The sequence below is a fragment of the Micrococcaceae bacterium Sec5.8 genome (assembly GCA_039636775.1).
In the GTDB taxonomy this organism is placed as follows: Bacteria; Actinomycetota; Actinomycetes; order Actinomycetales; family Micrococcaceae; genus Arthrobacter.
In genome coordinates this window covers 1,242,618-1,256,128 of the sequence record CP143429.1, presented here as the reverse complement: position 1 = coordinate 1,256,128, position 13,511 = coordinate 1,242,618, and the positions used below count along the sequence as shown (strand labels likewise).

The window sequence follows — 13,511 nt, the reverse complement described above, 5'->3', positions numbered from 1 at the left end:
TTCCACGTCAGTACCAGATTTGATTCATTCGGGCCGCCATCACCAGAGCGGTGACGCCGACAGCGGCCAACACGAAGTTGCTCCAGCGGGTGCGTTCCAGGATGGCCCAGTACACCGCTCCGACCGGCAGGAGCAGTGCCGTCAGCAGGTAGCCCCAGAACTCCCACGGCTCCCCCGCGATCTGCTCCCCGCCCGCGACCCGGATGATCGAACCGACGAGGTATACCAGCAGGGAGAGCTCGACGGCGGCGACCGAGAGGATCGTCGTGTCGTTTGGAGCCTTCTTGAGGATGCCGGCGGAGAGGCAGAGGACGGTGGAGATCAGCCCCACCACCAGAACGATGTAGAAGTACGCGTCCACTAGGTCCCGGCCTGCTGTTCGGTCGGGGCCTGCTTCGGGGCGCGCTTCTCGTTGTCCGGCGCGAAGACCAGCACCGGCTTGGCGTAGCCCCCCTTGTCCGCGAGCAGGGCCACGAGGGTTCCGTCCGGAGCAAAGGCCGCTGCCGGGTTGTCCGCCGTGGCAGCGTGTGGGGTGCCGGCGTCCGCCCCCGCAGCGATCCTGCGGCCAAACGAAATCTCGGTGGTTTCCGCCTCGCTGAGTTCACGGTTGGGCATGAGCGCCCGGGCGGCCAGGGACATCTCCAGTACGTCGAGTTCCGCAGCGAGCTGTTCGAGGGTGCGCGCCTGGTCCAGCGTGTAGGGGCCCACCTGGGTACGGCGCAGCGCTGTCAGGTGGCCGCCGACGCCGAGCGCCTCGCCGAGGTCGCGGGCCAACGCCCGGATGTACGTGCCGGAGGAACATTCCACGGTGACGTCCACATCCAGCACCTCACCCTCGCGCACCGGACGGAGCCCGTGGACCTCGAAGCGGTGAATGGTGACCGGCCGGGCGGCCAACGTGACTTCCTCACCGGAGCGGACACGGGCGTAGGCGCGCTCGCCGTTGACCTTGATGGCGCTGACGCTGCTGGGAACCTGCTGGATCTCCCCGGTCAGGGCGGCGACGCCGGAGCGGACCGCTTCTTCGGTTACGGCGGCGGCGCTGCGGACGGCGGTGACCTCACCCTCGGCGTCGTCGGTGATGGTGGATTCCCCGAGCCGGATGGTCGCTGTATAGGTCTTGGAGGTGCCCACAATGTAGGTGAGCAGGCGGGTGGCCTTATTAATCCCGACCACCAGAACGCCCGTCGCCATGGGATCCAGGGTGCCGGCGTGGCCCACCTTCCGGGTACCGGCGAGCCGCCGCATCCGTCCAACCACGTCGTGGCTGGTCCAGCCTTGCGGCTTGTCCACTATTACCAGTCCAGAAAGCACGCTTCCCAGTATATCTGCGCCACGGTGGCCCCCGGCGCCGGAACAGTTGCGGCAGTTAGGATGGCAGACATGCCCGAGCTTGCTGCCCACGTCCGCGACGTTCCCGTAAACCAGATCCGCGAAATCACCGAAGCCGCCTGGCGGACGCCTGGCGCCATCGTGCTGAGCATCGGCGAACCAGGTTTCGCTGTGCCCCGCCATATCCTCGAGGCCGGGATGGCCTGCCTGGACCGCGACGAAACGAATTACACCCCCAACGCCGGCATCCCGGCCCTGCGGGAGGCGTTCGCGGCCAGGTTCCGGGAGCACAACGCGACGCCGGTCGGAGCGGACCGCGTGTACGTTGTCGGCGGCGCCCAGCAGGGCCTGCATTTCGCGATGAGCCTGCTGCTCGCCCCTGGCGACGAAATCCTGATCCCCAATCCGGGCTATCCAACCTTCGCCATGACCTCCAGCCTGCTGCACGCCGTCCCGGTGCAGTACCCGCTGTATCCCGAGCATGATTTCCAGCCCCGGATCGAGGACATCGAGGAACTCATCACCGCTCGAACCAAGGTCTTGATCCTGAATTCACCCTCCAATCCGCTGGGCGCGGTCCTGGGTGAAGAGCTCACCCGCAGCCTCGTGGAACTGGCGGTCCGGCGTGACCTATGGATTATTTCCGACGAATGCTACGAAGCGTTCACTTACGACGTCCCGCATGTCAGTCCTGCCCGCTTCGACAGTGACGCGCCGGGCGAGGCAAGGGTGTTCACCTCGCTCACCCTTTCCAAAACGTACGGTCTGACCGGGCTCCGTATCGGTGCGCTGGTTTGCCCTCCGGGCTTGGAGCAGAAAATGAACAACGTGATGGAGGCGATTGTTTCCTGCGTCGCCGCACCGTCGCAGTACGCGGCGTTGGCGGCGCTGACCGGCCCCCAGGATTACGTCAGCCACGCCCGCGGGCACTACCGGGCCAACCGGGATGCTGCCTCGGCGGTATTGGAGTCCAAGGGCATCCCGTTCCTGACGGCGCAGGGAGCTTTCTACCTGTGGGCTGATGTGTCCCACGCCAGCGGCGGGAATGTGCGGGCCTGGGTCCGGACGTTTCTCGCGGAGTCCGGCGTCTCCTTCGCCCCGGGCACCGCGTTTGGTTCAATTGGCGAAGGCTGGATCCGGATCGCACTCTGCACCAGCCAGGCCGATCTCGTGGAAGGCCTCGGCAGGTTACCCGCCCGGGTCGGCTGAGGGCCGGCGCCTCGCATGGGGAGCCGGCGGCCTAAGGGGCCGCAGTCCCCTACCGTTGCGGCACGGCAGCGCATACTCTGGGCGCAGCCTCTGCACTTCGCCGGTGGTTTCGGAACCATCCGGTCCGGGGCGCACGAGGCGATCCAGCGTTCGGTCAGGGAGGCACACATGTGGTGGCAAGACTTGTTGTGGGGCATTTGGAACGGACTTACGGCGTGGATAGTGCTGATCGTGCATGTGTTCGGGCAGTGGAGCGAGTTCCCCTTTTACAACACGGCCCGCGCCGGCAACTGGTACGACTTCGGTTTCGTGCTCGGCATGGGATCGCCCTTCCTGGGCGTTTTGGGTCGCGGCCGGCGCCGTTGATCCAGCGCCCTCCTGCCAAAGTGGCAGTCGGGTGGACTGTCTCACAGCGTGATCTCATCCTCCGGTGAGAGTGACGCCGCCTGCGCGTGCATGATTGCGCGGGTGAAAGAGAGCGTGACGATGAAGTGGGCCTCTGAGCAGTTCCGCGCGATGATGGCCCCTGCCTCACCGGCCAGCTTCACGCCGAACTGAAGCTCCAGGTGCTCCGCCGCGACCTCCTTCAGGACGTCCGCGGCCGCGGTGGCTGCTGGCCGGATGGCGGCGAGGGCATCCTCGAGCCGCCGCCCGGCATCGGTAATTCCCTGCTCGTTTCGCGCGGGCCGTTCGACGCCGAAGCTGTCATCCGCGGCTTCGACCAGCACCGTTCCGGAACCTACTTCGTAGCGCAATATCGCGGTCATTGTTTTCTCCATCTCGGCAAAATGACGATCACGGCGGCCCCGCCGCCAGGGCGTCGTCGAGCCAGCGCCGCAGGGCCGCCGCCGGCGGAGCGCCGGCCTGGCGGGCCACCACTTTGCGGTCCCTGATCAGCAGGATGGTTGGAATGGCCTGGACCTCGAAGCGCCGCGAAAGTCCTGGCGACTTGTCGACGTCGACCTTAACGAGTTTGACCTGGCCTGCACGCTCCTGCGCGAGCTTGTCCAGCACGGGGCTGACCATGCGGCAGGGACCACACCAGGCGGCCCAGAAATCGATGAGGGCCGGCGTCGAGGATTGCTCCGCAATGACACCGAAGTCCGTATCCCCGGCATCGACAATCCAGGGAAGGTCCTTGCGGCAGCTGCCGCACCGGGGATGACCGGTGGCGGCCGCCGGAACCCGATTGGTCTTCCCGCAGTTCGGACACGTGATCAGGCTGGAGCCCACGGCCCGCCGCCTTCCCGAGTTCCTGCAGTCATGATTTCATGGGACGCCCCCGCGCGGATCGCGCCTAGAGTCCAAAGGCCCCGGCCCCCGAGGCCCCGCGCGGACGACGCCCCGCGCGGACGCGGGCCCGGCACATTCCGAGACAGGGGTCCGAGGCCCGCGGAGGCATCGACTTTGCTGCTTCAACAGCCTAATATCCGCAGTGGGGGCCGCCGGAACTCGTCCGGCCGCCGCGCTACCGGTCTCAGTGGTCTCAGTGGTCTCAGTGGTCTCGACAACATCGATACGCCATCATTCGCCACGGGAGCCAACCATGAGAAAGCACTTGTCATTACTCGCCACGGCCGCCCTCGCTGCCGTCTTCGTCGCCGCCGGAGCGCCCGCCGGCGCGGTCCCGGCGGTGGCCTCAACCACGGTCTCAACCGAGGCTGCGGGCGGTGCAGCCGACGACACCCCCGTGGTGCTCACCGGAAGGCTGGTGGGTCCGCTGTCCCTCAGTGCCGGGCACCACGGATCAGTCACGGTGAGTGAGTCCTTCGCCGGCCGTCTGACGCAGGTGGACTCCGGCGGAAACCAGAAAGTCCTCTACGAAACCCCGGACTGGGATATTTCAGGTAATGCCCGGCACGAGGGGACGACGTACGTGCTGGAGAGCCGGGGCGCCGGCCCGGACCCGGCTGAACTGGCCGGCCACGTCCGCGTGATCGACGAAGACGGGCATCAGCACACGGTGGGCGATTTCGCCGCCCTCGAAGTTGGCGCAAACCCCGACGGCACCACCCGGTACGGCTTCCGTGACCTGCCCGAGGGCTGCGCTGCGCAACTGCCCGTCAACATGCCGGCCAGCTACGACGGCGACGTCGACTCGCATCCGTACGCCATTGCCGTCACCGACGGGACCTTCTATGTCGCCGACGCCGGCGCCAACAGTGTGGTGTCGGTTGATGCCAACAGCGGCAAGACCACGACTGTCGCTGTCCTGCCGCCGCGGCCGTACACGATCACTGCGGAAGCCGCGGCCTCCAACGGCCTGCCGGACTGCGTCGTCGGAACAACGTACGACTTCGAAGCCGTCCCGACCGATGTCGCCGTCGGCCCTGACGGTTACCTGTACGTGACCTCGCTCCCGGGCGGACCTGAAGATCCGGCACTGGGCCCGCGCGGGGCGATCTTCAAGGTGAACCCGGACGAGGACGAAGTGGAGCTCGTGGCGGAAAACATCATGTCTCCCACCGGCCTCGCGCTCGCCGAGGACGGTGAGATCTATGTCGCGTCCCTGTTCGGCGAAGGAGTCCTTCGAATCGACCCCGACTCCGGTGATCAGACAGTGGTGCTGGCAGCCAGCTTCACGGCCGACGTCGACCTCTGCGGGAGCACCCTCTACGCAACGGTCAACGCCTTGCCAGGGGCCGGCGGTCCGCCCGACGGCCAGGTTGTGTACCTGGACCTCGACTCGGGACGGCACAACGGCGCAACGACGTCGTGACCCGGGCCTCTCTTACCGGACAAGAATGGCCGGTCCCTTGCCGGGACCGGCCATTCCTGCGGTTCCGGGCAGCGCCGGACCACTTCCGTGAGTGGACTACTTGCTGTTGTCCCCGTCGAGGGCATTCCCGTCGCTGAGGTCCTGGTCCTCTTCGTCGAAGTCGTCCTCATCGAGCTCCACGTCCTGCGGGACATCGCTCTTGTACGGGTCGGCATCACCGGCGTGCTTGGCGCTGGCAGCGAGGGCGGCTACCTCGGCGTCGCGCTTCTTCGCGGCCCGAAGCAGCTCCTCAAGGTTCGAGGCCACTACCGGGATCTGGTCCGCAACGAATTCCAGGGTGGGCGTCAGCCGGACGGTGACGTTGCGGCCAACTTCCTGGCGCAATACGCCCTTGGCCTTCTCCAGGCCCTTGGCGGCCTCGGCCTGGGCCAGCTCGTCACCGAACACGGTGTAATAAATCGTGGCGTGCTGCAGATCATTGGTCACCCGTGCATCGGTGACCGTGACGCCCTCCAGCCGGGGATCCTTGACCCTGCGGCCCAGGGCCTCAGCAACAACAACCCTAATCCGCTGCGCCAACTTGGCAGCCCGTGCGGGATCAGCCATTTCCACTCCTAAAAAATTTGGATGTACGACGGCGCCGGAACACGAGCCGCACATTGGTGAGTTTGGTGCCACGCGCCTAAGGCAAGCCTACGACGGACTCCCGTTGGATTTTTCCGGCGGCCTGGGAGTGGCATCGGGCCTGCCGGAGCCGGGCGGTTGCGATCGAAGATCGCAAGCCGCCCGGCGCAGGGGCGGGGCCGCCGGAAAAATCCAACGGCCCCGCACCTTCACTCATCTGGCTCTGAGACTAGACGCGCGGCTTTTCGCGCATCTCGAAGGTCTCAATCGTGTCGCCTTCGGTGATGTCGTTGAACGAGCCAAGACCAATACCACACTCGAAGTCCGTACGGACCTCAGTGGCGTCGTCCTTGAAGCGCTTGAGCGTCTCAACGGTGAGGTTGTCACCGATGATCTTGCCGTCGCGGCTGACACGGGCCTTGGCGTTGCGTCGAATGACACCCGAGCGGACGATCGAGCCTGCGATGTTGCCGAACTTGGAGGAACGGAACACTTCGCGGACTTCGGCGGTGCCAAGCTGGACTTCTTCGTACTCCGGCTTGAGCATGCCCTTGAGGGCCGCCTCAATGTCATCAATTGCTGCGTAGATGACGGAGTAGAAGCGCATGTCCACGCCTTCGCGGTCTGCCAGTTCGGCAACCCGCTCTGCGGGCTTGACGTTGAAGCCGATGATGACGGCGCTGTCGACCGTTGCCAGGTTGACGTCGTTCTGCGTAATCGCGCCGACACCGCGGTGGATAACGCGGAGCTGGACACCCTCGCCGACGTCGATCTTGAGCAGCGCGTCTTCGAGGGCTTCCACGGCACCGGACACGTCACCCTTGAGGATGAGGTTGAGGGTGTCGATCTTGCCATCGGCGACGGCCTGGTCGAAGTCTTCCAGGCTGATGCGCTTGCGGCGCTTGGCCAGGGCGGCGTTGCGGTCCGCAGCTTCACGCTTCTCGGCGATCTGGCGGGCGGTGCGCTCGTCAGCGGTCACGAAGAAGGTGTCACCGGCGCGCGGGACGTTGGACAGACCCAGCACCTGGACGGGGCGGGACGGGCCGGCCTCGGTCAGGGCACTGCCGTCGTCGTCGAACATCGCACGGACGCGGCCGTGGGCCGTACCTGCCACGATGGTGTCGCCGACGTGCAGGGTGCCGGACTGAACCAGGACGGTAGCAACCGCGCCGCGGCCCTTATCCAGGTTGGCTTCAATCGCGATACCGCGGGCGTCCTTGTTCGGGTTGGCGCGCATGTCCAGGGCAGCGTCTGCGGTCAGCAGGACAGCCTCGAGCAGCTCGTCGATGTTCAGGTTCTGGCGGGCAGAGACCTCCACGAACATGGTGTCGCCACCGTATTCTTCCGGAACCAGGCCGTACTCGGTCAGCTGGCCGCGGACCTTTTCCGGGTTGGCGCCTTCCTTGTCGATCTTGTTCACGGCCACCACGATCGGCACATTGGCCGCCTGCGCGTGGTTGAGGGCTTCAATCGTCTGCGGCATAACGCCGTCGTCCGCTGCCACCACGAGGATCGCGATGTCGGTCACCTTCGCACCACGGGCACGCATGGCGGTGAACGCCTCGTGGCCCGGAGTATCGATGAAGGTGATCTTGCGATCGATGCCTTCGTGAGCGTGCGTGACCTGGTAAGCACCAATGTGCTGCGTGATGCCGCCGTGCTCGCCCGCCATAACGTCGGACTTGCGGATGGCATCGAGCAGGCGGGTCTTACCATGGTCAACGTGACCCATGACGGTGACAACCGGAGGACGTGCCTCGAGGTCCTCGTCGCCTTCGGCCTCGAGCTCTGCATCGAAGTCGATGTCGAAACCGGAGAGCAGCTCGCGCTCCTCGTCTTCCGGGGACACGACCTGAAGCTTGTAGCCAAGCTCCTCACCCAGCAGGGCGAAGGTCTCTTCATCCAACGACTGGGTGGCGGTAGCCATCTCACCGAGGTGGAAGAGGACCGTCACGAGTGCGGCCGGGTTTGCCTCGATCTTGTCAGCGAAGTCCGTGATGGACGAGCCACGCCGCAGCCGGACTACGGTGTTGCCGTCGCCGCGGGGAACGCTTACGCCACCCAGCGACGGGGCACTCATCTGCTCGAGTTCCTGGCGCTTGGCACGCTTGGACTTGCGCTGCTTGCCGCGGCCTGCGCCGCCCTTGCCGAAAGCACCCTGGGTGCCACCGCGTCCGCGGCCACCCTTGCCAAAGCCACCGCCGGCCGGAGCGCCGCCACCGGTACCGGGAGCACCGGTACCTGGAGCGCCACCCGGACGGCCCGGGCCGCGGGCTCCGCCACCGGGACGGCCTGCACCAGCGGGTGCGGGACGTTCGGTGCGGTTAGGCATCATGCCGGGAGTCGGACGGTTTCCGCCGGCCCCTGCCGGACGGCCGGCGCCTGCTGCGCCGGCCGGACGCGGAGCGCCCGGACGTGCACCCGGAGCGCCGCCGGTGCGCGGAGCACCCGGACGGGGACCACCAGCGCCTGCTGCGGGGCGCGGGCCGCCGGGGCGTTCGCCCTCGGTACGGCTTCCGCCCGGACGCGGCATGCCCTGGGAAGGGGCGAACGGGTTGTTACCCGGACGCGTGGGACGTTCGTTGTCGCCGCCGCGGCCCCGGGGCATGCCCTGGGACGTAGCGAACGGGTTGTTGCCGGGGCGGGGACCGCCCGGGCGGGGCGCCGAGCCGCCCTGGCGTGCCGGAGCAGCCGGGGTCTCAGCCTTGGGCGCCGGACGTGCGCCGGGCTTGACACCCGTGGAGGGCGCCGCCGGGGCCTGGGTTGCCGGAGCTTCAGCCGCGGACGCTGCCGGTGCGGCGGGAGCCGCCGGGGCCGCGCTCGGAGCCGGAGCAGCCGGGGCCGCGCTCGGAGCCGGAGCAGCCGCTGCCGGAGCTTCAGTCGTGGTGTCGGCAGCCTTCGGGGCAGCCGGTGCCGGCGCGGGCGCCGGACGGTTTGCCGCGGGGCTGGCGGGTGCCTTGGGGGCAGACGCGGGCGCTTCGGACTTCGAAGCTGCCGCTGCGTCGGGGAACGCGTTGCGGAGTTTCCTCACAACGGGGGCCTCAATGGTGGAAGAGGCAGAGCGAACGAATTCGCCCAGTTCCTGCAGTTTGGTTACTGCATCTTTGGAAGTAATACCGAGCTCTTTAGCGAGCTCATGTACGCGGACCTTGGCCACATTTCTCCTGTCTCGGTCCGCACCGAGCCAGGCACGAACCGTCTACTTCTTACTGCGGACCTCCGCCGCGGGTGCAGCTGAAAGGTCCATTGCAGAGCGCAACAAAGTTGTCATCGTTGCGCACTCATCGCTGGGAACTCATCGGGTTTCCATCAGTTTTCTGACCCGCTTTCAGGTTGGACGGTTGTTGCTGCGGCCACCGGGGTGTCCACGGCTTGCGTGCCCGCCAGTATCCGGCGTTCGACGTCGGCTGTTCCGGTCGCGCCGTTGAGGGCGCGTCCGAACGCCCGACGTTTGACCGCCAGTGCCAGGCACTTTTCGCTGGGGTGCAGCCATGCACCCCTGCCAGTCATCCGGCGCCGTTCGTCGACCACCACAGCGGATGAACCGCTGGTGTCGGCAATGAGCCGGAGTAACTGCGACCGCGCGCCCTTGCTCCGGCATCCAATGCAGGTACGCTGCGGTTGATTCTCGAGGTGTTGCACGTGTGCCACTTACGAGTATCTTCCTGCCAGTCCATATCTGCCGGCCCTGTCGTCCAGGTTTTGCCGGGCCAAGGTGTTGTTGCCAACCTCCTCGCCGGATTCAACTCCGAACACGTGACGGACACGCGGATACCGGCCGTGAGGCGCGGTCATGACTATTCTAGCCCCTCAAGCGCCCGGGACCCGAACCTGCGGGGACACGGACGCCGGCGGGCAGGCCCAATCGTGCCGCCTCTGTGCTGGGCACCCTGGGATCGGGCCAGCTGGTGGGCCTAGTTGTCGCGGCTGACTGCAGCGTCCGAGACGATGTCGATCCGCCATCCGGTGAGCTTGGCGGCCAGGCGGGCGTTCTGGCCCTCCTTGCCGATGGCAAGGGAGAGCTGGTAATCCGGGACCACCACACGGGCGGAGCGGGTCGCCTCGTCCATGATGGTGACCGAGTTCACCCTGGAGGGGGACAGGGCGCTGGCGATGAACGTCGCCGGATCGTCGCTGTAATCAACAATGTCGATTTTCTCGTCGTTGAGTTCGTTCATGACGGCACGGACACGGGAGCCCATTTCGCCGATGCACGCGCCCTTGGCGTTGATGCCGGGCGTGTTGGCTTTGACGGCCATCTTGGTGCGGTGCCCGGCTTCGCGGGCCAACGCGACAATTTCGACAGAGCGGTCCGCGATTTCCGGAACTTCCATTTCGAAGAGCTTCCGCACGAGTCCCGGGTGCGACCGGGACAGGGTGATCGAGGGACCCTTCGTGCCGCGGTGCACGTCGATGACGAACGCGCGGAGCCGGTTGCCGTGGGTGTACTTCTCCCCCGGGACCTGCTCGGGCGGCGGCAACAGCGCCTCCACAGTGCCCAGGTTGACCTGGATCATGTGCGGGTTGTTGCCCTGCTGGATGGTTCCGGCGACAAGTTCGCCCTCACGGCCCTTGAACTGGCCCAGTACGTTGTCATCCTCAGCGTCGCGCAGCCGCTGCAGGATGATCTGCCGCGCGGTGCTTGCGGCGATGCGGCCGAAGCCCGCAGGCGTGTCTTCGAATTCACCGATCGGGGCGCCGTCGTCGTCGATCTCCGTGGCCCAGATGGTCACATGGCCGCTCTTGCGGTCCAGTTCAGCGCGGGCCTTTTCAAACGCCCCGGGCGTCTTGTGGTAGGCCACCAACAGGGCCTGCTCGATGGTCGGAATCAGGAGATCCAGAGGGATTTCGCGCTCACGCTCCAGGAGTCTCAGTGCGCTCATGTCAATATCCATTAGGCCTCCTCAGAAGGTCCATTGTGTGCGTTCTCCAGGCCGGCCTCTTCGAGGTGGCTGAATTCAATCTCGACTTTTCCACTGCGGATCCTGTCGAAAGGAAGCTTCAGGGGCTCGCCCTGCTTGGGCTTCATGCCCTTCTTCACCGTGATCTCCGGAACCAGCGTCACGCCGCCGTCGTCGACGGATTGGACCCTGCCGGTGACGTTCTCGCCCTGCAGGACGTTGACCTTGACCATCCGGCCGCGGGCACGGTGCCAGTGCCGCTCTTCGGTGAGGGGACGGCCCACTCCCGGCGAAGAGACTTCGAGCTCGTAGGGCCGTGCGTCCGTGCTGGGATCGTTGTCCAGGATCTCGGACAGGGACGTGGAGATCTCGGCGATGACGTCGAGACCGACGCCGCCTGTCTCCTCCTGCGGCAGGTCCACCACTACGTGGACTACCCGGTTGGAGCCGGCGACGTGGATAGACACGTCTTCCAGGTACAGCCGGTGTGCCAGGACCTCGGGCTCCAGGAGGGCATGCAGCCGCTCGGCCTCGAAGTTATGGGCGGGTGCGGCTTCAGCCTTACCCGTTCCGGTCCGGTCTGATGAAGTCGTGGCTTCTGCATTTGTCATGATGCCGGCCGCCTCCCGTTAGATGATGTTGTGAGTACTAGCGTAGCCATTTTCCGGGCGCCGTGGTGAACAACAGGTCCCGGCCGGCATGACAACATGGTCTGTTGTGAACGACGACAGCACCGAACAGCGGCGGCGCGGGCTCGTTCCCCGCGTGGCGGTCCTTGCCTGCCTCGCCCTTGTGGTTGCCAGCCTTGGCCTGGCCTGGCGGCCCGGCAGCCCCGAGGAGCCCGTCGAACCGCCGTTTTCCGAACAGGCCAGGTCCGCCGCCCTGGTGGATTCCCTGCGGCTTCGGGCCGCTGGAGAGAACCTTGAGCAGTCCCTGGCCGGCGACGGTAACGCCATGGTGGCGCGGACTGTGAGTTTGCTGACAAACCAGTCCCGCGCGCTCCTGGTGCCCGGCCAGGACAACCCGGCCGCCCTTTACCCATCGGGCGCCGACCCCTGGTCAGCGGCCTCTGCGATGCCCCCTCCGTCCACTGCTGACTCTGCTCCTGGATCTGCAGATCCCGCCATTGACCCCGCGTCCGCCCCGGCGGCTGAGCTGGCCACCGGGCTGGCCGCCAGCGCCTCGCAGCGGCTCGCCGACGCGGCCCGGGCCGATGGCGGCATGGCCAGGCTGCTGGCCGCCGTCGGGACCGCCCAACTGCTCCAGGCCTCGTCGCTCGCCGCTGCGGTGGGCGCGCCGGCTCCTGCGGTGTCCGTCCCCGCAGCACCCCAGCTCTCCGGCCCGTGCCCAGGCCCCCCGGCAGCGCCGTCGTCCTCCGCCGATTCCGTGGCCGGTGCAGACACCGCGGCCGCGTCCTTGCCCGGTGCGCTGGCCGCCATGGTGGAGGCCGAACGGGAAGCCGTGTATGGATATGAGGTGGCTCTGACCCGGTTGGCCGGCACGACGGCCGGGCCGGCGGCGGAGCTGCTCGCCGATCATCAAGCCCTCGCCTCCGGCGCAGAGGCGCTGGGCATGATGCATTGCGTGCCGGTTCCGTTGCGCGAAGCCGGTTACACCCTGACGTCGGCCTTCCTGGCCGCACCGGGTGCCGGTCTGGGGGCACTGGAGGCGTCGGCGCTGCCCGTATACGGCGACCTCGTGGCCCTGAGCGAGGGTCCCACCCGGGAGTGGGCGATCTCGGGCCTGGTCGGAGCAGCGCGCCGGTCCGCCCTCTGGGGTGCAGACACCGGCGTCCTTCCCGGCGTGGCCGCAGACCCGGGCCAGTTCCCGGACCTGCCCTCCCCTGCTGGAACGCCCGGCCCCTGACCGGGTGCTCCTGCGGTATCTCCGGCCGGCGCCGCGAAAGGGGAAGCCGGGGCTAACTTAGGCTCGTGATACTGGTAGGCCGGGGGCCCCGGTGCTTTGCTGTACTCATGGACAGTCAAGCCGCCCCCGTTCAGCACGGGAACGAACCCCACCATAACGACATTGCGCACCGCCTCAACTGGCTTCGCGCCGGCGTGCTGGGCGCCAACGACGGGATCGTCTCCGTCGCCGCAATTGTGGTGGGCGTCGCAGGCGTCACCACGGACTCGGGCCCCATCCTCATCGCCGGTGCCGCCGGCGTCGTCGGCGGCGCAATCTCGATGGCCCTTGGCGAATACGTCTCCGTGAGCAGTCAAAAAGACAGCCAGCGGGCGCTGATCGAGAAGGAACGCCGCGAGTTGGCCGAACAGCCCGAAGAGGAACTCGAGGAACTGGCCGCCATTTACCAGGGCAGGGGCCTTAGCGTCGAGACCGCCCGCACCGTGGCGAAGGAGCTCACCGCCCACGATGCCCTCGCCGCGCATCTGTCCGCTGAACTGCATATCGACGAGACAGACATCGTCAGTCCGTGGCACGCCGCGTTCGCCTCCGCCGTAGCATTCCTTGTCGGCGCGATCCTTCCCATGCTTGCCATCCTGCTGCCGCCGGAGAATATTCGGGTCCCGCTGACCTTCGTGGCCGTATTGATCGCCCTCGCCGCAACCGGCGCCATCGGCGCCTGGATCGGCGGCGGTTCGCAACCCAAGGCCGCCATCCGCGTCGTGATTGGCGGCGCGGCCGCCCTGGTGGCGACCTTCCTGATCGGCAGCTGGCTTGGCGCCAGCGGCATCGTGGGCTGATAAGCGGGAGCGTCCCAGCCA

The 13,511-nt window shown here is 67.0% G+C and carries 14 protein-coding genes; 5 read left to right on the top strand and 9 right to left on the bottom strand.

The window, feature by feature from the left end:
- Positions 1 to 7 precede the first annotated feature (7 nt).
- Both VUN84_05735 and truB read right to left on the bottom strand, forming a co-directional pair.
- Positions 8 to 361: a hypothetical protein gene (locus VUN84_05735; protein ID XAS65164.1), complete on the bottom strand. Its 354-nt coding sequence runs from the start codon at positions 359 to 361 to the stop codon at positions 8 to 10.
- Positions 361 to 1,314 carry a tRNA pseudouridine(55) synthase TruB gene (gene truB / locus VUN84_05730; GenBank protein ID XAS65163.1) on the bottom strand — a complete coding sequence of 318 codons (954 nt, stop codon included), beginning with the start codon at positions 1,312 to 1,314 and terminating at the stop codon, positions 361 to 363. Before truB ends, VUN84_05735 begins: the two co-directional genes overlap by 1 nt.
- Positions 1,315 to 1,383: 69 nt before the next feature.
- Between truB and VUN84_05725 the strand changes: the two genes are divergently transcribed.
- Both VUN84_05725 and VUN84_05720 read left to right on the top strand, forming a co-directional pair.
- Positions 1,384 to 2,541 (top strand): pyridoxal phosphate-dependent aminotransferase, encoded by a 1,158-nt coding sequence (locus VUN84_05725; GenBank protein XAS65162.1) that lies wholly within the window; start codon positions 1,384 to 1,386, stop codon positions 2,539 to 2,541.
- A 168-nt stretch (positions 2,542 to 2,709) separates the two neighbouring features.
- On the top strand, positions 2,710 to 2,907 hold the full coding sequence (locus tag VUN84_05720; protein XAS65161.1) for a hypothetical protein: 198 nt from the start codon (positions 2,710 to 2,712) through the stop codon (positions 2,905 to 2,907).
- A 41-nt stretch (positions 2,908 to 2,948) separates the two neighbouring features.
- Here the strand turns inward: VUN84_05720 and VUN84_05715 are convergent, their stop codons facing one another.
- Both VUN84_05715 and trxA read right to left on the bottom strand, forming a co-directional pair.
- On the bottom strand, positions 2,949 to 3,308 hold the full coding sequence (locus VUN84_05715; GenBank protein ID XAS65160.1) for a CU044_2847 family protein: 360 nt from the start codon (positions 3,306 to 3,308) through the stop codon (positions 2,949 to 2,951).
- Positions 3,309 to 3,336: 28 nt separating this feature from the next.
- The gene (trxA, locus tag VUN84_05710; protein ID XAS65159.1) at positions 3,337 to 3,774 is read right to left on the bottom strand and encodes a thioredoxin; all 438 of its coding nucleotides are present in this window, start codon (positions 3,772 to 3,774) and stop codon (positions 3,337 to 3,339) included.
- Positions 3,775 to 4,087: 313 nt separating this feature from the next.
- On the opposite strand from trxA, the gene VUN84_05705 reads away from it, so the two are divergent.
- A complete protein-coding gene (locus VUN84_05705) occupies positions 4,088 to 5,260 on the top strand; it encodes a ScyD/ScyE family protein (protein XAS65158.1) in 1,173 nt (390 codons plus the stop codon).
- A 96-nt stretch (positions 5,261 to 5,356) separates the two neighbouring features.
- On the opposite strand, the gene rbfA is transcribed toward VUN84_05705, so the two are convergent.
- The 5 genes from rbfA to rimP all read right to left on the bottom strand — a co-directional run bounded on the left by rbfA (position 5,357) and on the right by rimP (position 11,396).
- On the bottom strand, positions 5,357 to 5,866 hold the full coding sequence (gene rbfA / locus VUN84_05700; protein ID XAS65157.1) for a 30S ribosome-binding factor RbfA: 510 nt from the start codon (positions 5,864 to 5,866) through the stop codon (positions 5,357 to 5,359).
- A 247-nt stretch (positions 5,867 to 6,113) separates the two neighbouring features.
- The gene (infB, locus tag VUN84_05695) at positions 6,114 to 9,041 is read right to left on the bottom strand and encodes a translation initiation factor IF-2 (protein ID XAS65156.1); all 2,928 of its coding nucleotides are present in this window, start codon (positions 9,039 to 9,041) and stop codon (positions 6,114 to 6,116) included.
- Positions 9,042 to 9,193: 152 nt separating this feature from the next.
- Entirely contained in the window at positions 9,194 to 9,526 is a 333-nt protein-coding gene (locus VUN84_05690; protein ID XAS65769.1) for a YlxR family protein, read from the bottom strand.
- Positions 9,527 to 9,798: 272 nt separating this feature from the next.
- The gene (gene nusA, locus VUN84_05685; protein XAS65155.1) at positions 9,799 to 10,779 is read right to left on the bottom strand and encodes a transcription termination factor NusA; all 981 of its coding nucleotides are present in this window, start codon (positions 10,777 to 10,779) and stop codon (positions 9,799 to 9,801) included.
- On the bottom strand, positions 10,779 to 11,396 hold the full coding sequence (rimP, locus tag VUN84_05680; GenBank protein ID XAS65154.1) for a ribosome maturation factor RimP: 618 nt from the start codon (positions 11,394 to 11,396) through the stop codon (positions 10,779 to 10,781). The genes nusA and rimP overlap by 1 nt, the downstream gene beginning before the upstream one ends.
- 106 nt (positions 11,397 to 11,502) lie before the next feature.
- On the opposite strand from rimP, the gene VUN84_05675 reads away from it, so the two are divergent.
- Entirely contained in the window at positions 11,503 to 12,651 is a 1,149-nt protein-coding gene (locus VUN84_05675) for a DUF4439 domain-containing protein (protein ID XAS65153.1), read from the top strand.
- A gap of 107 nt (positions 12,652 to 12,758) precedes the next feature.
- Positions 12,759 to 13,490 carry a VIT family protein gene (locus VUN84_05670; protein XAS65152.1) on the top strand — a complete coding sequence of 244 codons (732 nt, stop codon included), beginning with the start codon at positions 12,759 to 12,761 and terminating at the stop codon, positions 13,488 to 13,490.
- Positions 13,491 to 13,511: the final 21 nt, after the last annotated feature.

Coding starts and splice junctions, on each gene's coding strand:
- VUN84_05705 (XAS65158.1), top strand. CDS start 4,088: ATGAGAAAGCACTTGTCATTACTCGCCACGGCCGCCCTCGCTGCCGTC.
- nusA (XAS65155.1), bottom strand. CDS start 10,779: ATGGATATTGACATGAGCGCACTGAGACTCCTGGAGCGTGAGCGCGAA.
- rimP (XAS65154.1), bottom strand. CDS start 11,396: ATGACAAATGCAGAAGCCACGACTTCATCAGACCGGACCGGAACGGGT.
- rbfA (XAS65157.1), bottom strand. CDS start 5,866: ATGGCTGATCCCGCACGGGCTGCCAAGTTGGCGCAGCGGATTAGGGTT.
- VUN84_05670 (XAS65152.1), top strand. CDS start 12,759: ATGGACAGTCAAGCCGCCCCCGTTCAGCACGGGAACGAACCCCACCAT.
- VUN84_05720 (XAS65161.1), top strand. CDS start 2,710: ATGTGGTGGCAAGACTTGTTGTGGGGCATTTGGAACGGACTTACGGCG.
- VUN84_05725 (XAS65162.1), top strand. CDS start 1,384: ATGCCCGAGCTTGCTGCCCACGTCCGCGACGTTCCCGTAAACCAGATC.
- VUN84_05715 (XAS65160.1), bottom strand. CDS start 3,308: ATGACCGCGATATTGCGCTACGAAGTAGGTTCCGGAACGGTGCTGGTC.